This window comes from Scleromatobacter humisilvae (genome assembly GCF_023231945.1).
GTDB classification, from domain to species: Bacteria; Pseudomonadota; Gammaproteobacteria; order Burkholderiales; family Burkholderiaceae_C; genus Scleromatobacter; species Scleromatobacter humisilvae.
On sequence record NZ_JAJLJH010000002.1, the window covers coordinates 378,316 to 398,118 of the forward strand.

Here is a 19,803-nt window from a genome sequence, read left to right on the forward strand (position 1 = left end):
GCGGAGGCGTATGCTCGCGCCCTTTCCCGTTTTCGAGAGGTTTCCTCATGGCTACTGCAGCACCCGCCAAGACTTCCGCCTTCATGAAGGCCCTCAAGCCGAGCCCGGCCCTCGCCGCCATCGTCGGCAGCGAACCGTTGCCGCGCACCGCGGTCACCAAGGCCCTGTGGGACTACATCAAGGCCCACAACCTGCAGAACCCGGCCAACAAGCGCAACATCCTGTGCGATGCCAAGCTCAAGGCCGTGATGGGCAAGGACGAGGTCACGATGTTCGAGATGACCGGCCTGGTCGGCAAGCACCTGAGCTGAGCCTCGCCGCGTCGCGCGCCTCCGCGCGTGACGCGCCTCAGCGCGCGGGCGCCCTGCCCGCGCTCAGCAGCTTCACGGTCAAGCGCTCGAAGCGCGGCACGTCCACGTCCTGCACGACCTCGACTTCGCGCTCGCCCAGGCCCGGGCCGCGGCCAAGCGGCCAGCTGAGCGTGCTGCCGTAGTCGGCGCCGTCGCCGGCCGCCACGTCCTCCAGCATCTTCTGGCTTCGCTTGACCAGCGACGGATCGAGCCACACCGCGGCCGCGAGCTCGTCCCACATCGGGAAGCCCTCGCCGAAGCGCGCGACATAACTCGCCACCGGCGTCTTCGCCTGGCCGATCTCGGCGTAGAGCGCCTTGCTGAAGAAGGTGCGCGTGGTCGGATCGACCGGGATCTGCACGACCCGCGGCCACGCCTCGTGCAGCACCGCCGAGGCTGCCTCGGCGTCCCACAGCATGTTGAACTCGCGCCGCGGCGAATGCGCGTATTCGTCGGCGAAGCTGTTGTCGGCCGCCACCGGGTTGAAGCTGCCGCCCATGAACACGAGCTCGCGCGTAGCCGCGGCGAGGCCCGGGTCGAGCCGGCTGGCCAGCGCCAGGTCGGTCAGCGCGCCGCCCATCCACAGCGTCACCCGGCCCGGATGGGCGTGCACGGTGCGGATCATGAAGTCGACGCCGCTTTCGGCCTGCGCCTTCAGCGACGGGGGGCCGGCAGCCAGCGGCGGCACCAGGAAGGGGTCGGCGTGGTACTCGGCGCGCGGCTGGCCGCCGAACGAGTCCGTCCAGGCCCCCTTCCACACCAGCGGGCCGTAACGGCGCTCCCAGGCCTTCATGCGGGCCGCGCTGTTGAGCAACGGGAACTCGGCGCCGGCATAGACGGGCACCTCGGGCCGGCCGACCAGCTCCAGCATGCGCAGCGTCTGCGCGATCTCCTCCTCGCGCCAGCCGTCGCCGCTGCTGACGACGATGCCCAGCACGTCGACGTCGGGCGCCTGCAGCAGCATCAGCACGGAGTTCATGTTGCTGCCGCCGGGGCCGAACATGTCCTGGTCGACGATGACGAGGCGGTGGCCGTCGGCGGCCGACGACGGCGCGCTGCCGGTGGCAAGCAGCAGGGCCGCCAGGGCGGCGGCGAGGCAACGGATCATCGGAGGCCTTTCGGGCAAAATCGGGATGGGGCGACGGCAAGCAAGCGCCGTACCGCCGAGTATCCGGAATGCCTGTCAGGACCTATCATCGGTGGACTGAGCACACCCTGACCTGTCGGCAATTCCATACTGATCAGCAGTCATTATCGGCACCCCGCTGGCCGGGAGCCGGCAAGCTGAGCCATGCTTGCGTTCTTTGGCAGGACCACGCTCCGGAACCTCGATGATCACCTGGACCATCATCGCCCTCTACCTCGCCTGCATACTCGTGGTGCATTTCCGCGGCCGCGTGCGCCACAGTTTCTGGGGCCAGGTCTTCGACCACTCCGGCCTGCTCGCGCCGGTCAACGTGTTCCTGTACGCCTTCTCGGCCGTCCCGAACAAGCCCTACCCGTCGCAGACCTACTTTCCCGAGCTGGAGCCGCTGCGCGCCAACGCCGCGACGATCCGCGAGGAGGGCCTCGCGTTGATGGCCCACGCCCGGATGAGGGCGCCCGACCAGAAGGACGACGCCGGCTTCAACTCGTTCGCCAAGTCGGGCTGGAAGCGCTTCTACCTGAAGTGGTACGGCGACGCGCATCCGTCGGCCGAGCGCCTGTGCCCGCGCACCACGCAGTTGCTGCGCGGCATTCCCAACGTCAGCGCCGCGATGTTCGCGACGCTGCCGCCCGGGGCCGTGCTCAACCCCCACAAGGATCCGTACGCCGGCTCGCTGAGATACCACCTCGGCCTGATCACGCCCAACGACGACGGCTGCTACATCGACGTGGACGGGCAGCGCTACAGCTGGCGCGACGGCGAAGGCGTGATCTTCGACGAGACCTTCATCCACACCGCCGAGAACCGCACCGACGTCGAGCGCCTGATCCTGTTCTGCGACGTCGCCCGCCCGATGCGTTTCGGTTTCGCGCGCCGCTTCAACCTGTGGTTCGGCCGCAACGTCGTGGCCGCCGCGGCTTCGCCCAACGAACCCGGCGACCGGACGGGCCTCGTCAACAAGCTGTTCTTCCTCTCGGACGTGGCCGGCCAGTACCGCCGCCGCTTCAAGGCCTGGAACCGCACGGTCTACAAGCTGACCAAGGCGGGGCTGACGGTCGGCGTCGTCGCGCTGCTGCTGCTGCCCGTGCTGCCCGCCTCGTTCCGCACGATCCAGAACGTGGTGTCGTCGCATGTCGGCGGCCATGCGGCGGACGACCACGGCCGCGCAGCAAACTCGTCGTTCAACTGAAACGAAATGTTCGGGTCGCGCCAAGCGTGACGACGTCACGCCTGGCGGCCGTCCATGGCCCAGCTGATCCGCTACGATCGAGCACAAGCCCCGTCTTGTCGTCCGCCCGGACGAACCCGCCTTGAGCTCCGAAAACGCCCTCGCCGAATTGCGCCTGACGACCCGTGCCGAGCACGAACGGATCGAGCACGTCCTGCGCCTGGACCAGCCCATGCCGTTGGAGCGCTACGGCGCGATCCTGTGCGGCTTCGACGCCTTCCTGCGCGCCTGGGAGCCGCGCGTCCATGCCGCGCTGCCCGAACGCCTGCAGCCCTGGTTCCGGGCCCGCCGCCGCGGCGGCTTCGCGAGCGCCGACGTCGAATGGCTGCGCGCGGTCGCGGGCGTCGGCCCGGTCGCCATGAGTTCCCGCCTGGCCGCGACCCTGCCGCTGGGCGATCCCGCCGAGGCGATGGGCTCGTTGTACGTGATCGAAGGCTCGGCGCTCGGCGGGCGCGTCATCGCGCCGCAACTCAAGCGGACGCTCGGGCTCGACCAAGGGCGCGGCGCCAGCTACTTCCACGGCTTCGGCGGCGAGACGGGCGCGATGTGGGCCAACTTCCGCACGCAGGCGGCGCTCGAGATCGGCGACTCCTCCGGCAACACCGCGCGCGCCTGCCGGAGCGCCAAGCGCACGTTCGCCGCGTTGATCGAGCTGTTCTCGCCGCTCGCGCCACCCGAACCCGAGCAGGCGTCCATCCACGTCGAGCCCTCGACGCAGATCGCGCCCGCGTTGCTGATGGCCTACGGCGCATTGCGCGCCGAGTCGACGGGGCCCGAGCCCGCTCCCCTGGCCGACATCCACATCGACCTGCCGGACAAGGACGAGTCCGGCGACGAGCCGACGCTCGTCGAGTTGCCGATGGACGGCGGCGAGGACGACGGCGGCGACACGCAGCGTATGCCGCTCTGACCCGTCCCGCGCAACCGCCCGGCCGGGGACGTCGGGATCTCCCGGGCCACCGCGGCCGAAAGCGGGGGCGTTTGGTGTTGAAATGCGGCGATGCAGCCGTCCACGTCTCCTGCAGAGCTCAACCTCGAGAACTGCGACCGCGAACCGATCCACATTCCCGGCTCGATCCAGCCGCACGGCGCCCTGCTCGCCTTCGACCGCCTCGGGCGCCTGAGCCACGCGAGCGCCAACGTGCCCGCGTTGCTGGGCATCCCGCTCGAGTTCGGCCGCACGCTGCGCCCCGGCGCGTTCGGCGACGACGCGGCCCTCGAGCAACTGCTGCAGGACACGCTGGCCGACGCCAACAGCGACGAGCTGGTCACGAACTCGCTCGAGGCGACGCTGCGCGGCAGCACCTTCGACATCGTCCTGCACGCGCAGCACGGGCGCGTGATCTGCGAGTTCGAGCGCCGCGCCGCGGCCGCTGGCGAGGTCTCCACCTTCGCGCACCTCGCCTATCGCGCGATGGACACGCTCAAGCGCCAGCGCTCGATCGAGCGCCTGCTGGACGCCGCCGTGATCGCGGTACGCCAGATGACCGGCTTCGACCGCGTGATGGCCTATCGCTTCGGCCACGACGACTCCGGCGACGTGGTCGCCGAGGCCTGCAGCGACGCGCTGGAGCCCTACCTCGGGCGCCGCTATCCGGCCAGCGACATCCCCGCGCAGGCGCGCCGGCTCTACATCCTCAACACGCTGCGGCTGATCGCCGACGTCGGCTACGAGCCGGTGCCGCTGCTGGCCGACGCGACGCAGCGCGAGCCGCTGGACCTGAGCCACAGCGTGCTGCGCAGCGTCTCGCCGATCCACATCGAGTACATGAAGAACATGGGCATGGGCGCATCCATGAGCGTGTCCATCGTCATCGGCGGCCGGCTGTGGGGCATGCTGGCCTGCCACCACATGGCGCCGCTGCAGGTGCCCTACCCGATCCGCATGGCCGTCGACGTGATGGCGCAGGTGATCGCGTCGACCGTGCAGTCGCTGGCGGCCAAGGAGCGCGAGGGCGCGATCGCGCGCGCGGCCTGGCTGCGCACGGAGATCGTGCGCGCCATCGCGGTCGGCGGCGAGGTCGGCGAGGTCGTGATGCGCGAGTCGCCGGCGCTGCGCGAGAACCTTGGCTGCGATGCGCTGCTGGTCACGCTGGGCGGCATCCCGCGCGCGGCCGATCACGTGCACGCCGCCTGGGCGAAGGCGCTGGCGACGTGGCTCGCGCAGCACGGTGACGCCGCCCTGGTGCACGTCTTCCACGGCGAGCAACTGCCGCCGCCGCTGCCCGGCCAGCCCGAGGACGAGCGCTATTGCGGCGTGCTCGCGCTGCGCTTCGACGCGCCGCGCCAGGGCTGGATCGTCGGCCTGAGGCGCGAGGTCGTGCAGACGATCCGCTGGGGCGGCAAGCCCGAGAAGGTCATCGCGCACGGCCCGCTCGGGCCGCGCCTGACGCCACGCGGCTCGTTCGCCGAGTGGCGCGAGACGGTGCGCGGGCAGGCCGAGCCGTGGAACGACGTCGAACTCGAGATCGCCTCGCAGCTGCTGGACAGCGTCGGCCGCGCCTACGCCGACCGCGTGCTGGAGATCGACCAGCTGCGCTCCCAGCTGTGGGCCGTGCTGGGCCACGACCTGCGCAACCCGCTGCAGTCGCTGAGCATGGCCAACAGCGCCATCGAGCGCGGCGGCCAGTCCGAGCGGCTCAACTCGGTCATCCGCAGTTCCACGCACCGCATGAAGCAGTTGCTGGGCGACGTGCTCGACATCTCGCGGCTGCACCACGGCTTCGACCTGACGATGCAGTGGAGCCGCGTCGACCTGGTGGCCGTCATCCGCCAGCTGGTCGAGGAGTCGCACGTCGCCTATCCGGGGATCTCGCTGGACGTCTCGCTGCCCGGCTCACTGGTCGCCGATGCCGACGAGGGCCGCTACACGCAGGTCGTCGCCAACCTGCTGAGCAACGCCCGCCACCACGGCCAGGGCCGCATCGTCGTGACGGCGCGCGAGGAAGACGGCTTGGCGGTCGTCAGCATCACGAACGACGCGCCGCCGATCCCCGAGGACATCCTGGTCGCGCTGTTCGACCCGTTCAAGCGCCAGTCAGCTGCCAACGAGCGCAACCGCACGGGCATGGGGCTGGGCCTCTACATCGCCCACGAGGTCGTGCGCGGACATCAGGGCACGCTGGTCCACATCGGCGGCGACGGCACCGTCACCTTCGAGGCGCGGATTCCGCTGCGGCGCGCGCCCGGCTAGCCGGTACTGCCGCAGCCCGGCCCTTCGAAGTTCCAGGTCGTCACCTTGCCGTTCTCGACGAGGAAGCGCGTCGTGCAGCCGATGGTCGTCGGTTGGCCGATCGGCGTGGTCACGCCGACGCCGCCGCCCACCGATGTGCGGCCGCCGCCGAATCCGAAGCCGCCGATGCTGAAGCTGACCGTCGGCGCCGGCGCGGTGCCGTTGTTGACGAAGTACGTGAGCCACTTGCCGTGGTCGATCTGCTCCTCGGACACCGGCTTGCCCCAGCGCTCGCGCAGCGTTTCCTCGGGCGCGCCCTGCCACTGGGCCAGCGCCTTCTCGTAGGCATCGTGGCCCGATGGCGCGGTGGCGCAGCCGGCGGCGAGCATCGCGAGCACGAGCACGCCGGCTGCAGCGGGGAATCGGTGTGTCGGTCGCATCGCTGTCTCCCGATGAGTGCATGCCTGGATGATGCACCTTCGAGGAGCAACGCGCTTGCCCGGTGCATGACCCCGCCGTTATTCATGATGGTTGACATTCATTATTCATGATGATTAAACTCTAAACATCGCATCTCCCGCTGGAATCCCCATGCCGCGCGTTTCCCGAGCCGAGGCCGAAAGCCACCGAGAACAGATCACCGAGGCGTCCTCCCGCCTGTTCCGCGAACGCGGCATCAAGGGCGTGAGCGTCGCGGACCTGATGGGCGCCGCCGGCCTCACGCACGGCGGCTTCTACGGCCACTTCGAGTCCAAGGACGCGCTCGCCGGCGTGGCCGTGGCGCGCGCGTTCGAGCAGTCGGCCGAGCGCTGGAACAAGCGTATCGCCAGCAAGCCCGACGACGCGTCGCGACGCGCGCTGCTGGTCGACAAGTTCCTGACGCCGCAGAGCCTGAAGGACGTGGCCATGGGCTGCCCGTCGGTCTCGCTGGCCACCGATGTCGCGCGCGAGCCGGCCGGGGCGCCCATCCGCGCGGCCTATCTCGATGGCCTCGAGTCGCTGGTGCAGATCCTGGCGAGCGTCGAGGACGGTGCCGACGCATCGGCCAGCCGCAGCGCCGCCCTGGCCGACTTCGCCACGCTGGCCGGCGCCATGATGCTGGCCCGCGCGACGGAGGGCGCGCCGCTGGCGGCGGAGATCCTCGCCGCCGCGCGAGCGCGCCTGACGCCCGAGCCCGCGCCCGCGCCCGCGCCCGCGCGCGCGGGCGCACGCGACAAGACCAAGGAGGCCTGAAGCATGTTCGCCACCCCCGTTGCCCACTGGTTCGGCCGCCGCGGCATCCACTTCTCGTGGGTCGTCATGGGCATCGCCTTCCTGACGATGCTGACCTCGTCCGCCGCTCTCGGCCTGCCCGGCGCCTTCCTGGTGCCGCTCAGCAAGGAGTTCGGCTGGAGCACCGATGAGATTTCCGGCGCGATCGCGCTGCGCTTCGCGCTCTACGGCCTGATCGGCCCGTTTGCCGCCGTGCTGATGGAACGCTACGGCCTGCGCCGCATCATCTGCAGCGCGCTGCTGCTGATCGCGACGGGCATGGTGCTCGCGACCCGCATGACGGCGCTCTGGCAGCTCGTCGTGCTGTGGGGCTTGGTGCTGGGCGTCGGTTCGGGCCTGACGGCGCTGGTGCTGGGCGCGACCGTGGCCAATCGCTGGTTCGAGCAGCGGCGCGGTCTCGTGATGGGCATGCTGACCGCGAGTTCGGCGACGGGGCAGCTGATCTTCCTGCCGATCGCCGCGTCGCTGATCCAGAGCCACGGCTGGCGCATGGCCGTGATCCCCGTCTTCACGAGCTGCCTGGTCGTCGCCGGCCTCGCGTTCTGCCTGCTGCGAGACCGTCCGAAGGAACTCGGGCTGCGGCCGTTCGGCGCCGATCCGGCCCACGTCGATCCCGCGCCGACCGCCTGGCGGCCGGGCTTCATGGAGCCGATCCGCACGCTGTTCATGGCCTCGCGCAGCGGCGCGTTCTGGGTGCTGTTCGGCACGTTCTTCGTCTGCGGCCTGTCCACCAGTGGGCTGATCCAGACGCACTTCATCACGCTGTGCGGCGACTACGGCCTGGGCCCGGTGCCGGCCGCGTCGGTGCTGGCCACGATCGGCGCGTGCGACTTCATCGGCACGATCGCGTCGGGCTGGCTGTCCGACCGCTATGACGTGCGCAAGCTGCTGTTCTGGTACTACGGGCTGCGCGGGCTGTCGCTGCTGTGGCTGCCGCACTCCACGTTCACCGTCGTCGGCTTGTCGCTGTTCGCGGTGTTCTACGGGCTCGACTGGGTCGCCACCGTGCCGCCGACCGTGCGGCTGACCAGCGCCGCGTTCGACAAGCAGCGTGCGCCGATGATCTTCGGCTGGATCTTCGCCGGCCACCAGCTGGGCGGCGCCGTGGCCGCGTACGGCGCGGGGCTCACGCGCACGGTGATGCAGTCGTACAGCCCGGCGCTGTATGCCGCGGGCGCGACCTGCATCGTCGCGGCGGTGGCGATCTTCCTCGTCAAGCGGCCGGCGCCCGCGAAGGCGGCCTGAACGCGCGCTCTTCCGCCTTGGGAATACGGGTTGCCGAAAAACTCGGTACCCAACCATTTCAGCCAGGAGAGCGCCATGTCCGCCACCCAGCCCGCCGCCCACGCGAAGGCCGCGTCGCAACCCCCGCAGCAGGACGCCCTGCAGTTGCTGATGGCCGAGCATCGCGAGGTCAAGGCGATGTTCCAGAAGTACCAGAAGCTTGCCGACGCCGGCGGCCGGGGTGACGAGCGGATGCTGCTGGCCAGCCAGATCTGCGTCGCGCTCGCGGTGCACACGCAGGTGGAGGAAGAGATCCTCTATCCGGCCGCGCGCACGGTGCTGACCCGGGACGAGGACATCGTCGACGAGGCCTACGTCGAGCACGCCAGCGCGAAGAGCCTGATCGCGCAGATCAAGACGATGACCAGCGACCAGCCGCTGTTCGACGCCAAGGTGCACGTGCTGGGCGAGTACATCGACCACCACGTCAAGGAAGAGGAAACCGAGTTCTTCCCCAAGCTGCGCAAGACCTCGCTGGACCTCGACGCGATGGGCGAGCAGATCGCCGCGCGCAAGAAGCAGCTGATGGCGATGCCCGAGCCGTCGTGAAGCTGAACCGCGCCGCGGCACCATACCCAGAACACGGTATGGGGTATGGCGCGTGGACGCCGTTCCGCGCGCTCCGCGAGCGCTTTTCTCATAGGTGGATGCACTCGAATGGGGCCGGGCGAGGGAATCTCTGGAGCGGCCTTTCCCCATGTGATTTGTCACGATCCTCTGCTGGAATCCGGGCCGGTCGAACGCCACGAGCGTGAGATCCATCACAAACCCCTGGAGATTCCGAGCATGAACCCGTCCCTGACCCTCCGCGCCGCCGCCTGCGGCGCGCTCACCGTCGTCGCACTCGCGTCGTCGCCCGGCGCGCACGCCGCGTCGCCTGTCGAGAACTACGCCCTGGCCATCAGCTGGGAGCCCACGTTCTGCCTGACCAATTCCAGCAAGCCCGAGTGCCAGAGCGAGACGCCCTCGCGCCAGGACAACAAGACGTTCTCGCTGCACGGCCTGTGGCCCCAGAGCGAGTCGTACTGCGGCGTGTCGGCAGCCAACAAGAAGCTCGACCAGAACGGCGAGTGGACGCAGTTGCCGGCCGTCGTGCTGCAGGCCGCGACCGAGGCCCAGCTGCAGGTCTCCGAGCCGGGCACGCAGTCGGACCTCGAGCGCCACGAATGGATCGAGCACGGCACGTGCTCGGGCCTGTCGCAGCAGAATTTCTTCGCGCCCACGCTGGCCATGCTCGCCAGCGTCAACGCGAGCAACCTCGGCTCCACCGTCAGCGCCAACGTCGGGGGCCACGTGACGCTGGCGCAGCTGCAGGCGGCGGCCAAGCTCGACTACGGCACCTACGCCAGCACGGACATCGAGTACCTGTGCATCAGCTCGGGCGGCAAGTCCTACCTCGAGGAAGTGCGCCTGCACATGAAGCTGCCGACCAACCCGCTGCCGACGACGGTGCAGTCGTCGTACATGGCCAAGCCGATCCAGCCGGCGTCGTCCAGCCAGCTGTGCAAGAGCAGCGGCTCGATCTACATCAAGGCCGTGACGAACTGAACCACGTCGGCGGGGGCCGCCGCGGCGACACCGCGCCGGCCCCCCGCACGCCGAGTGACGGAATCGCGTAGGGAATCCTCGACGACTCCTGCGCGGCCGCACACGGGCACCGCGATTCGCTTCAAGATCGCGGCGTGAACGGCCGAAGACGTCCCAAGCCCCGACTTCCGGCCATCGCCGCGACCCATGATCCCCGCCCCCATTCCGACCGACGAGGCGCAGCGCCTGCAGGCCTTGCGCGAGATGCTGATCCTGGACACGCCCCCCGAGGAACGCTTCGACCGCGTGGTGCGCTTTGCCGCCGACGAATTCGACATGCCCATCGTGCTGGTGAGCCTGGTTGACGCCAAGCGCCAATGGTTCAAGGCCCGCGTCGGCCTGGACGTCTGCGAGACCGAGCGCGACCTCTCGTTCTGCGGCCACGTGGTCGTGCAGCCGCAGATCCTCGTCGTCGAGGACGCATTGCAGGACGAGCGCTTCCAGGACAACCCGCTCGTCACCGGCGCGCCGCACGTGCGCTTCTACGCCGGCGCCCCGTTGCAGCTGCCCACGGGCCAGATCGTCGGCACGCTGTGCATGATCGACCACCAGCCGCGCACGCTCGACGCCATGGATCTCGCGATCCTCGGATCCCTGCGCGAGCTGGTCGTCAGCGAACTCGTCTCGCAGGAGGTGACCGGGTAATGGCCGTGATCCACGCTCCGCAGCCGCTGCCCGCGCACGCGCCCGTCGCGCCGGTGCCCGCGGCGCCGCCGATCGAGCTGCTGCTCGTCGAGCCGCAGTTCCTGCTGCGCCGCACCGTCGCGGCCGTCGCGCGCGACATGCGACTGGCCAATCCGAAGGAGATCACCACCATCGAGCAGGCCGAGACGCTGGTGTCGTTCCGGTCCTTCGATGCGCTGTTCCTGTCGCTGGACGAGGAAGCCGCCGCCCTCGAGCTGATGAGCCGCGTGCGCGACGGCGAGACGAAGTGCGCGCCCGACGTCCCCATCGCCGTGACCGCCGCGGCGTGCGACACGCCGCTGGCGCTGCGGCTGAAGCATCTCGAGGTCAGGCGCCTCGTCCTGCGGCCGTTCAAGGTCAAGGGCGTGCTGGATGCGATCGCGGCGCTGAGGACGGCTCCAGCGGAGAGCCACACGGCGGCGTGAACGCGAGGCCGGTGGCGGCCTCGTCGTCGTCGGGCGCCGCGGCGCCGGGGCAACCGCCGCCGGCCTGGCCCGTCTCGACCTGGATCGTGACGTGGCCGATCGCGTGGTGCGCGCGCAGTTCGTCGCAGATTCCGCGCAGGCACTGGTCGCCGGGGAAGCCGGCCGGATAGACCAGGTGCGCCGTCAGCGCGTTCTCGGTCGTGCTCATCGCCCAGATGTGCAGGTCGTGCACCTCGGCGACGCCGGGCAGCGCCGAGAGCCAGCGCCCGACCGCCCGCGCATCGACCTCGCGCGGCACGCCCTGCAGCGACAGCGCCAGCGAATCCTTCAGCAGTCCCCACGTGGCGACGAGCACGATCAGCGCGATGGCCAGGCTCACCACCGGATCGAGCCACAGCCAGCCGGTGCGCTGCATCGCGAAGCCGGCCACGACGACGCCGGCCGCGATCGCGGCGTCGCCGGCCATGTGGGCAAACGCGGCGCGCACGTTGAGGTCGTCCTTGCGGCCGGACATGAACAGCAGCGCGGTCGCGAGGTTCACGACGATGCCCACGGCGGCCACGGCCATCACCACGTTGCCCTCCGTGGCCGCCGGATGCGCGAGGCGCAGCACGGCCTCCCACCCGATCGCGCCCGTGACCAGCGTCAGCAGCGTGGCGTTGGCCAGCGCCGCGAGGATCGACGTGCCGCGCAGCCCGTACGTGAAACGCGAACTGGACGCGCGCTTGACCAGCACGCTCGCCAGCCAGGCCAGCAGCAGGCCCAGCACGTCGCTGAGGTTGTGGCCCGCGTCGGCCAGCAGCGCCAGCGAGTCGATGCGCAGGCCGTAGATCACTTCGGCGGCGACGAAGCCCGCGTTCAGCAGCACGCCGATCGCGAACGCGGTGCCGAAATCCTTCGGGGCGTGCGAATGGCCGTGGTGGCCATGCGAGTGATCGTGGTGGTCGTGATCGTGCGCCTGCCCGTGATCATGGGCGTGATGATCGTGGTCGTGGTCGTGGTCGTGGGCAGCCATGCCCCGCACTTTAAGCGGCTTCGCGCAATGCGTAGCGCCGGCAGTGATGGAGATAGCCCGCCTCGTGGCTCGCGACCAGGTCGACGATGCTGGACCACAGCCAGCCCGGCGCGTCCAGCGTCTTCGAGCGGCCCTTGCGCAGCTCCGAGCCCCAGGCCTTCGCGGTGACCGCGTCCATCTGGCGTGCGTGCGCCTTGCCGACGATGCCGCCGAGGAAGGCCGCGACCTCGGTCGCCTCGGCGCGGGTCAGCTGCTCGATCTCCAGCTTCAGGTCCTGCGGCAGCAGCTCGCGCAGGAAGACGGGGCGGCCCAGCAGCTCCGCCGCGAGCATGCGGTCGCCCAGGTGCGGCGACAGGTGGCGTGCGCCCTCGACGACGCGCATCGCGTGGTCGTCGGGCATGCGCGGCCTGGCATAGGCCGGCGCGGCCGCGGGGACGGCCTCCTTGATGTCGATCAGGCAGTACTGCAGGTCGTCGCTGTCCGGCTGGCCCACGCCCAGCACCACGGCGTAGCGCTGCAGGCCCAGCGAGCTGCAGCCCTTCATCCAGTACGCCGCGTCCAGCACGGCGACCGGCGCATCGTCGTCGCGCGAGCCGATCAGCGTGGCCAGCCGCGACACCGACTTCTTCTCGAACAGGCGCGCGATCGCCGCCCTCTCGTCGGACGTGAGCTTCCAGAAGCGCTTGCCGATCGGCACGCTGGGCACGACGGCGTCGAAGCGGTCGCGCGCCAGGTGCTTCCACGAGCGGCGCAGCGCGTCCTTCATGACGAGGTGCACCGGCGCGGGCAACGGCGCATCGGGCTCGCCGGACTCGCCGGCCAGGCCGGCGCAATAGCCCTCCATCAGCTGCTCCAGCATCACCGCGGTGGTCACGCCCGGCAGGTCGGAACCGCGCGCGGCCATCGCCAACGACAGCCCGAGGCGGATCAGGTCGTGCGCCGGGTTGCCGATCACGGTCTGGTCGAGGTCGCGGATCTGGATCTCGACGCTGCCGTGGACGTTGCCGATCGGCCCGAGGTTGCCGAGATGGCAGTCGCCGCAGATCCAGATCGCCGGGCCGGCGGGCAGCGAGTCGGGCGCCTGCGCCTGCAGCCACTCGTAGAACTGCTTCGTGTTGCCGCGCACGTAGGCATGCGCGGAGCGTGCCATCTTGAGGTTGCGCTGGGCCTGCAGCGCGACGGCCCGGTCGGCCGGGGCGATCGTTCGGGTGCGGGTCGTCGGCATGCTCAGGACGCCACCGTGCCGCTGCCGTTCTCGCCGGACTTGTCGCTGCCGCCCAGCAGCTCGCCGATGGCCTTGAGGTCGTCGACGCGGTCGCAGATCGCCTTCAGCGCCATCAGGATGGGCGTGCCCAGCAACAGGCCCCACACGCCCCACAGCCAGCCCCAGGCCAGCACGCCGATGAAGACGACCACCGCGTTGAGCCGGCTGGTGCGGCTGGTCAGCCACGGCGTGATCATGTAGCCCGAGACGACGTGCAGCACGATCGAGACCGAGCCGACCGCGACGGCCATGTGCAGCGTGCCGAACTGCAGCAGCGCGACGATCGCGGACGAGCCGCAGATCAGCGCCGTGCCGACGTAGGGGATCAGGTTCATCACGCCGGCGAGCACGCCCCACACGGCGGCGTTGTTGAAGCCCAGCGCCCAGAACGCGAGCGCGGTGGCGATGCCCACGACCACGCTGGTCAGCAGCTGCACGAGCAGGTAGCGCTGGATCTGCTCGGTGATCTCGTCGAGTGCCTGCACGGTGATCTTGCGCTTGGCGAAGTTGGGCCCGGCGATGCGCGCGAGCTTGCGCCGGAACGTGTCGCCGGCGGCGAGCAGGAAGTAGGTGATGAAGGCCACGACAAGCACCTGCGCCGCGGCCTCGGCGGCGCGCATCGTGCCGGTGAACAGGTAGTCCTGGATGTTGAAGGACGGCTTGACGATCTGCACCTTGGCGACGCCCGGGGTCGACTTCGCCGTGCTGTCGGTGGCCTGCGCCAGCGTCGCCGCGGCCTTCTGCACCGTGTCCATCGTCGACGGCGTCGGGTCGCGGCGCGCGGGGTGGAGCGTGTCGCGCAGCTTCTGGGCCGCGTCGGGCAGCGACTCGATCAGGTTGTTGGCCTGGTCGTCGAGCGACCACGCGCCCCAGCCGATGCCGCCGACCAGCGCGATCATCACGACCGCCGCCCCGAGCGCGCGCGGCACGCCCACGCGCACGAGGCCGTTGACCAGGGGCGTCAGCGCGTAGCTGAACAGCAGGCCCATCAGCACCGGGATCACGATCTCCGCGGCCCAGCGCAGCGCATACAGCCCGAGCAGCGACGCGATGACGATCATCGACATGTTGCGCACGTCGATGGGCATGTGCAGCAGCACGCGCTCCTTCTCGCGCGGCGGCTCGTCGCCGTCGCCCGCCACCTGCACGGGCAGCTCCAGCGTCTCGTCCCCGGACGGGATGACGTGGACGGCGCTCATCGAGCCCCCTTGCGGATGCCGCATTCGTTGCGTGGGCCGTCGTGTTCCATCGTGGTCTCCGCCATCGTTGTCGAGTTGCTTCCAGTGTGGACGGCGCCTTCCCCGATCGCGGTAGGCCGACTGGATGACCGCATGTAGGACAGCCGGCGAGTCGCGCGGCCTTCGCTGCCATAATCCGCACGCCATCCACCTGACGGGCCCATCGCCGCATGTCCAACGTCCCCAGCTCGACCGATTCCTCGTCCGCCGGCGCGCAGCGCGTGCTGCTGGTCGACGACAACGTCGACGCGGTGGAGTCGATGGAGATCCTGCTGCAGGCCTTCGGCTACGAAGTGGCGACGGCCATTCACCCGGACCTGGCGCTGGCCAAGCTCGAGACCTTCGCGCCCGCCGCCGCCGTCATCGACATCGGCCTGCCCGGCATGGACGGCTACCAGCTCGCCATGGAGATCCGCCGCCGCCTCGCCGGCAAGCCCATGCGGCTGATCGCGTTCACCGGCTACGGCGGCGCCGACGACATCGCGCGGGCGACGCTCGCCGGCTTCGACGCGCACCTGGTCAAGCCGGTCGATATCGATCGCCTGCTGGCGGCGCTGGGTGGGTCGTAAGGCCTTGCGGGGCGCGATGCCGATATCGCGTCGCGCCGGATGAGCGCCGCGCCCGCCCTGCTGCCGCCGTGGCCGGATCTCGAGGCGGGCGCGCTGGTCGGCCTGGCGCTGCTGGCCGGCCTTGCGGTCGCCACGCTCATCGTCGTGCGCCTGACGCGCCCGATCGGCACTGGATCGCTGCGCGAGCAGGTCACGTCGTGGTGGCTGCTGCTGCCGCCGGTCTTTCTCGCGTGGGCGCTGCGGCCGGTGGGCGTCGTGGCGCTGGTGCTGGCGATGTCGTTGCTCGCGGCCATCGACCTGGCCCGGCTCGCCGACCGCCCGGTCTCGCGCGTAACCTCGGCAGGCCTGCTCGTGGCGCTGGCCCTGCAAGGCGTGCTGCTGTCGCGCGGCTGGGCGCTTGCCAGCGTCGGCGCGATGACGGCGCTTTCGCTCGCGCTGTTCGCCGCGCGGCGGCCGGGCGCGACGCTGCTGCTCGCGCTGTTCGCGACGCAGGCGGCCGGGCTCGGCTGCCTGGCCGCGCTGGTCGATCCGCCGTCGCCGCGCGCGCCGGACTGGTTCCTGTACCTGTGCATCGTCACCTCGCTCAACGACATCGGCCAGTACCTGGTCGGCACCCGCTTCGGCCGCCACCGGATGACCACGCGCATCAGTCCCAACAAGACCTGGCAGGGCTTCGGCGGCGGGCTCGCGTTCAGCGCCCTCTTCTCGATGGCCGTCGGCCGCGCGCTGGGCCTCGCGCCGCTGCCCTGGCTGGCGGGCGTCGGCCTGCTGCTGAGCGTGGCCGGGCTGCTGGGCGACCTGCTGTTCTCGGCCGGCAAGCGCGCGCTGGGCATCAAGGACTACGGCACGCTGATCCCGGGCCACGGAGGCATCCTCGACCGCGTCGACAGCCTCGTGCTGACCGCGCCGGTGCTGCTCCTGGTGCTGCGGCTGCATTGACCTCGCCCCATTCTCCCCGGACCATCCGCCCATGACCCACGACGACGCAGCCCTGCCCCCGGACGACGACCGCTGGATCGTGCACGAGGGCGGCTTCCCCGCGTCGCACGACACGCGCTTGTTCTATCGACACTGGGCGCCGCGCCGGCCGCGCGCCGACGGGCCGCCGCGCGCGCTCGTGCTGCTGCATCGCGGCCACGAGCACTCGGGACGCGTCGCGGCGCTGGTGCGCGACCTCGGCTTCGCGGGCGACCACGCGTTCGCCTGGGACGCGCGCGGCCACGGCCACTCGCCGGGCGAGCGCGGCGAGGCGCCGGACTTCGCGGCGCTGGTGGAGGACCTCGACGCCTTCGTGCGCCACATCCAGCGGGCGCACGGCATCGCCGTCGAAGACATGGTGGTGGTGGCCAACAGCGTCGGCGCGGTGATCGCGGCGACGTGGATGCACGACCACGCCCCGGCCATCCGCGGCGTCGTGATGGCGGCGGCGGCGTTCGCCATCAAGCTCTACATCCCGCTGGCGATCCCCGCGCTGAAGCTGGGGCTCGGCTTCAAGCCGGGGCTGCAGGTCACCAGCTACATCCGCCCGGGCATGCTGACGCATTCGGCCGACGAGGCGCGGGCCTATGCCGACGATCCGCTGAACGCCAAGCAGGTCTCCGGCCGCGTGCTGGTCGACATGGCCGCCACCGCTCGGCGCATCGTGGGCGACGCCGCCGCCATCGACACGCCCGTGCTGATGCTGGCCGCCGATCAAGACCATGTCGTCAAGACCGCCCCGCAGCGCGAGTTCTTCGAGCGCCTGTCGTCGCCGTCCAAGCGCTTCGTGCAGCTGCGCGACTGCCGCCATGCGATCTTCTACGAGAGCGAGCCGGTGCGCGCGGAGGCCATCGCGCATTGCCGCGCCTTCATCGACGCCTGCTGGGCGCAGGCGCCCGCGCCGGCCGAGCGCTTCCGGCGCGCGGACGTCGGCAGCCGCAGCGCGCAGGCCTACCAACGGCTGGTCGACGGCAAGCTCGTCGGCGCCCCGACGCGCGCGTTCCACGCGTTCCAGCGCGCGATGCTGGGCACGCTCGGTGGCCTCAGCCAGGGCATGCGCATCGGCATGACGCAGGGCTTCGACTCGGGCGCATCGCTCGACTACGTCTACCGCAACCAGGCGCAGGGCCGCCTGGGCATCGGCGCGTTCATCGACCGCGGCTACCTCGACGCCATCGGCTGGCGCGGCATCCGGCTGCGCCGCAAGCACCTGCGCCAGACGGTCTCGCGCCTGATCGCCGAGCGCCCGGGCGACGCGCCGGTGCGCATCCTCGACATCGCCGCCGGCGGCGGCCGCTACCTGCTGGAGACGCTCAAGTGCCACCGCGACCGCCGCCTGCACGTGACGCTGCGCGACCGCGATCCGGCCAATCTCGAGATGGCGCTCGCGCTGGCCCGCGAGATGGGGCTGGGCGACGATGTCGCCATCGAGGCGCGCGACGCGTTCGACCCCGCCAGCTACGCCGGCGGCGATGCGCAGTTCGACATCGTCATCGCCTCGGGCCTCTACGAGCTGTTCGCCGACAACGCACCGGTGCTGTGCTCGCTCGAAGGCGTCGCGCGCCAGCTCAAGCCGGGCGGCGTGCTCGTCTACACCGGCCAGCCCTGGCACCCGCAGCTGGCGCTGATCGCCGGCACGCTGCGCAACCATCGCGGCGAGCCCTGGCTGATGCGGCCGCGGCCGCAGGCCGAGCTCGACGGACTCGTCGCCTGCGCCGGCCTCGCCAAGACCGGCAGCCTGATCGGGCTCGAGGGCATCTTCACGGTGTCGGTGGCACGGCGCCCGCCCGCAGCCGGTTGAGCAGCGTCCACGCGAGCAGCAGCGCGACGAGCGCCAGCACGCCCGTGATCCAGGCCGCCGGCGCGCCGCAGCCGGCCAGCAGGCCGACCAGGCCGTAGGCGACGGCGCGATCGCTCTTGCCCATCGGCCCGTCGAAGCGCCGCGGCGATCCGGCCGCGAGCGCGGCGAGGCCGGTCATCTCCACCACCGCGGCGCCGCACGCGACCAGCACGGCGAGCATGGGCGGCACGCCCGCGATCAGCGCTGCCGGCAGGGTCAACGCCAGATCGGCGACGACGTCGCAGACCTCGTTGAGCATCGCGCCCAGGCGCGTCTTGCGGCCGGTGTGCGTCGCGAGCAGGCCGTCGAGCGCGTTGAGCGCCATGCGCAGCGGCATCACCGCGACGAGGCCCAGCCACAGCCCGCGCGATGTCGGCCACGCGGCCAGCGCCGCGCCGTAGGCCACCATCAGGGCGGCGGTCGCGACGGTCAACTGGTTCGGCGTCACGCGCGCGGACGCGAGCGCCTGCACGAGCGGGCGCAGCAGGCGCTGGAATTGCGGCTTCAACTGGTAGACGGACAGGGTCATGGCGTTGGAATGGATTCGCGGCGGGCGCGCCAGGCGAGCGCGACCTGCCGGCTGCGACGGTACCCCATCGCGCAGTGCAGGTAGACGGGGCGGCCCAGCGCGCGCTGCGCGTCGATGGCGTCGAGGATGGCCGCGAGGCGCGCCGGCGCGGGCGGCACGATGTCGAGCAGGCCGAACGACTGGGCGCGGCCGCGCAGCTGCGGCGTCGAGGTGAGCTCGGAGGCGAGGTCGATGACCGCGCAGTCCGCGGGCAGCAGCGCGACCTCGTGGTCGGTGAGGCGGCGGCCGATCCACAGGCCGTCGGCGAACGGCGTGACGGGCGCGCGGCCACGTTCGCGCCAGCGCACCAGATGCCAGGTCAGCCGATACCCAATGAGGTATGGCGCATGCAGCCACCAGATCCAGGCGGGAAAGCGGCCGCGGCGCTTGTGCAGGAAGTCGACGTCCTCGCGCGCGTACGCGAGCGCGACCGCGCCGAAGCCCGCGCCGAGCCACAGGCACGGCGGCAACCACAGCACGGTCAGGCCGAGCACCAGCGCCGCGATCGCCGCGACGATGTAGTAAAGGGCGACTGCCGGCACCGCGCGCCGCGCCGGCACGACGGCCCGGCACAGCGCGCCGAGTGCCAGACCGCCCGCCACGTCGGGCAGGAAGTGCCGATGCGCGAGCACCGTGGACGCGACGACCAGCCCCAGCCACGCCCCGATCGCCGTCCGCGCGGCCGCCGATCGCACGGCATCGCGCAGCGCCGGCCACAGCACGACGCAGTAGGCGACGTGCAGCGACGGCCACTGGTTGAACGGCCGGTCGAGCCTGGCCAGCATCCGCGCGAGCGCCGCGAGCAGCGGCGTCGACGGCGGCGCGTCGATGGTGATCATGCGCAGCGGCCACAGCGCGAACACGAGCGTGGCCAGCACGGTGGCGAGCAGGCAGCGCTGGCTCAGCGCGCGCAGCGAGGGGCGATCGGGCGCGAGGCAGAACGCGGCGATCAACAGCGGCACCGACGTCATGTACGGCAGCAACATCCACGGCACGAACGGCACCAGGGCGTCCCACGGCGTCGCGATCGCGCGCGTCACGCCCGCGCGCGCGGCCGCGAGGTTGCAGGCGCCATACAACGCCTGGAACGCCGCGCCGTTGATCGCCAGCAGCGCGAGGCGTTCGCGCAGTGATGGCCGCGGCGGCTCGGCGGAGGACTCGTCCGGCGGATGCATGGCCCTG

20 protein-coding genes are annotated in these 19,803 nt (G+C 71.0%); 13 read left to right on the top strand and 7 right to left on the bottom strand.

The window, feature by feature from the left end:
* Positions 1-47 precede the first annotated feature (47 nt).
* A complete protein-coding gene (locus tag LPC04_RS11045; protein ID WP_275682272.1) occupies positions 48-311 on the top strand; it encodes an SWIB/MDM2 domain-containing protein in 264 nt (87 codons plus the stop codon).
* Between the two features lie 37 nt (positions 312-348).
* Here LPC04_RS11045 and LPC04_RS11050 read toward each other — a convergent pair whose 3' ends face one another.
* Positions 349-1,458, bottom strand: a complete 1,110-nt coding sequence (locus tag LPC04_RS11050) for a nucleoside hydrolase (protein ID WP_275682273.1) — start codon at positions 1,456-1,458, stop codon at positions 349-351.
* A 223-nt stretch (positions 1,459-1,681) separates the two neighbouring features.
* Here LPC04_RS11050 and LPC04_RS11055 point away from each other — a divergent pair, with 223 nt between their 5' ends.
* From LPC04_RS11055 to LPC04_RS11065, 3 genes are all read left to right on the top strand, one after another.
* Positions 1,682-2,686, top strand: coding sequence for an aspartyl/asparaginyl beta-hydroxylase domain-containing protein (locus LPC04_RS11055; RefSeq protein WP_275682274.1), 1,005 nt, complete (start codon positions 1,682-1,684; stop codon positions 2,684-2,686).
* A gap of 121 nt (positions 2,687-2,807) precedes the next feature.
* Entirely contained in the window at positions 2,808-3,635 is an 828-nt protein-coding gene (locus LPC04_RS11060; RefSeq protein WP_275682275.1) for a biliverdin-producing heme oxygenase, read from the top strand.
* A gap of 90 nt (positions 3,636-3,725) precedes the next feature.
* Positions 3,726-5,918: an ATP-binding protein gene (locus LPC04_RS11065; RefSeq protein ID WP_275682276.1), complete on the top strand. Its 2,193-nt coding sequence runs from the start codon at positions 3,726-3,728 to the stop codon at positions 5,916-5,918.
* On the opposite strand, the gene LPC04_RS11070 is transcribed toward LPC04_RS11065, so the two are convergent.
* The gene (locus LPC04_RS11070) at positions 5,915-6,337 is read right to left on the bottom strand and encodes a hypothetical protein (protein WP_275682277.1); all 423 of its coding nucleotides are present in this window, start codon (positions 6,335-6,337) and stop codon (positions 5,915-5,917) included. The genes LPC04_RS11065 and LPC04_RS11070 overlap by 4 nt on opposite strands.
* Before the next feature lie 151 nt (positions 6,338-6,488).
* Here LPC04_RS11070 and LPC04_RS11075 point away from each other — a divergent pair, with 151 nt between their 5' ends.
* The 6 genes from LPC04_RS11075 to LPC04_RS11100 all read left to right on the top strand — a co-directional run bounded on the left by LPC04_RS11075 (position 6,489) and on the right by LPC04_RS11100 (position 11,149).
* Positions 6,489-7,130, top strand: a complete 642-nt coding sequence (locus LPC04_RS11075; protein ID WP_275682278.1) for a TetR/AcrR family transcriptional regulator — start codon at positions 6,489-6,491, stop codon at positions 7,128-7,130.
* 3 nt (positions 7,131-7,133) lie between these two features.
* Positions 7,134-8,414 (top strand): MFS transporter, encoded by a 1,281-nt coding sequence (locus LPC04_RS11080; RefSeq protein ID WP_275682279.1) that lies wholly within the window; start codon positions 7,134-7,136, stop codon positions 8,412-8,414.
* 75 nt (positions 8,415-8,489) lie between these two features.
* Positions 8,490-9,002: a hemerythrin domain-containing protein gene (locus tag LPC04_RS11085; RefSeq protein WP_275682280.1), complete on the top strand. Its 513-nt coding sequence runs from the start codon at positions 8,490-8,492 to the stop codon at positions 9,000-9,002.
* Between the two features lie 237 nt (positions 9,003-9,239).
* Positions 9,240-10,001 carry a ribonuclease T2 family protein gene (locus tag LPC04_RS11090; RefSeq protein WP_275682281.1) on the top strand — a complete coding sequence of 254 codons (762 nt, stop codon included), beginning with the start codon at positions 9,240-9,242 and terminating at the stop codon, positions 9,999-10,001.
* 186 nt (positions 10,002-10,187) lie between these two features.
* Positions 10,188-10,685, top strand: coding sequence for a GAF domain-containing protein (locus LPC04_RS11095; protein ID WP_275682282.1), 498 nt, complete (start codon positions 10,188-10,190; stop codon positions 10,683-10,685).
* On the top strand, positions 10,685-11,149 hold the full coding sequence (locus LPC04_RS11100) for a hypothetical protein (protein WP_275682283.1): 465 nt from the start codon (positions 10,685-10,687) through the stop codon (positions 11,147-11,149). The genes LPC04_RS11095 and LPC04_RS11100 overlap by 1 nt, the downstream gene beginning before the upstream one ends.
* Here LPC04_RS11100 and LPC04_RS11105 read toward each other — a convergent pair.
* Genes LPC04_RS11105 through LPC04_RS11115 form a run of 3 tightly spaced genes read right to left on the bottom strand, consistent with a single transcriptional unit; the run spans position 11,082 to position 14,627 of the window.
* Entirely contained in the window at positions 11,082-12,164 is a 1,083-nt protein-coding gene (locus tag LPC04_RS11105; RefSeq protein ID WP_275682284.1) for a cation diffusion facilitator family transporter, read from the bottom strand. The two genes, LPC04_RS11100 and LPC04_RS11105, sit on opposite strands and share 68 nt — an antisense overlap.
* Before the next feature lie 10 nt (positions 12,165-12,174).
* Positions 12,175-13,389: a DUF2252 family protein gene (locus tag LPC04_RS11110; RefSeq protein WP_275682285.1), complete on the bottom strand. Its 1,215-nt coding sequence runs from the start codon at positions 13,387-13,389 to the stop codon at positions 12,175-12,177.
* 2 nt (positions 13,390-13,391) lie between these two features.
* Positions 13,392-14,627, bottom strand: a complete 1,236-nt coding sequence (locus LPC04_RS11115) for an AI-2E family transporter (protein ID WP_275682286.1) — start codon at positions 14,625-14,627, stop codon at positions 13,392-13,394.
* Between the two features lie 209 nt (positions 14,628-14,836).
* Here LPC04_RS11115 and LPC04_RS11120 point away from each other — a divergent pair, with 209 nt between their 5' ends.
* From LPC04_RS11120 to LPC04_RS11130, 3 genes are read left to right on the top strand one after another with little or no spacing between them, the layout of a single operon-like run.
* Positions 14,837-15,235: a response regulator gene (locus LPC04_RS11120; protein ID WP_275682287.1), complete on the top strand. Its 399-nt coding sequence runs from the start codon at positions 14,837-14,839 to the stop codon at positions 15,233-15,235.
* 39 nt (positions 15,236-15,274) lie between these two features.
* On the top strand, positions 15,275-16,174 hold the full coding sequence (locus LPC04_RS11125; RefSeq protein WP_275682288.1) for a phosphatidate cytidylyltransferase: 900 nt from the start codon (positions 15,275-15,277) through the stop codon (positions 16,172-16,174).
* Between the two features lie 31 nt (positions 16,175-16,205).
* Positions 16,206-18,014, top strand: coding sequence for a bifunctional alpha/beta hydrolase/class I SAM-dependent methyltransferase (locus LPC04_RS11130; RefSeq protein ID WP_275682289.1), 1,809 nt, complete (start codon positions 16,206-16,208; stop codon positions 18,012-18,014).
* Here LPC04_RS11130 and LPC04_RS11135 read toward each other — a convergent pair.
* Positions 17,974-18,582 carry a CDP-alcohol phosphatidyltransferase family protein gene (locus tag LPC04_RS11135; protein WP_275682290.1) on the bottom strand — a complete coding sequence of 203 codons (609 nt, stop codon included), beginning with the start codon at positions 18,580-18,582 and terminating at the stop codon, positions 17,974-17,976. The genes LPC04_RS11130 and LPC04_RS11135 overlap by 41 nt on opposite strands.
* A complete protein-coding gene (locus LPC04_RS11140; RefSeq protein ID WP_275682291.1) occupies positions 18,579-19,796 on the bottom strand; it encodes a phosphatase PAP2 family protein in 1,218 nt (405 codons plus the stop codon). The genes LPC04_RS11135 and LPC04_RS11140 overlap by 4 nt, the downstream gene beginning before the upstream one ends.
* Between the last annotated feature and the right edge of the window lie 7 nt (positions 19,797-19,803).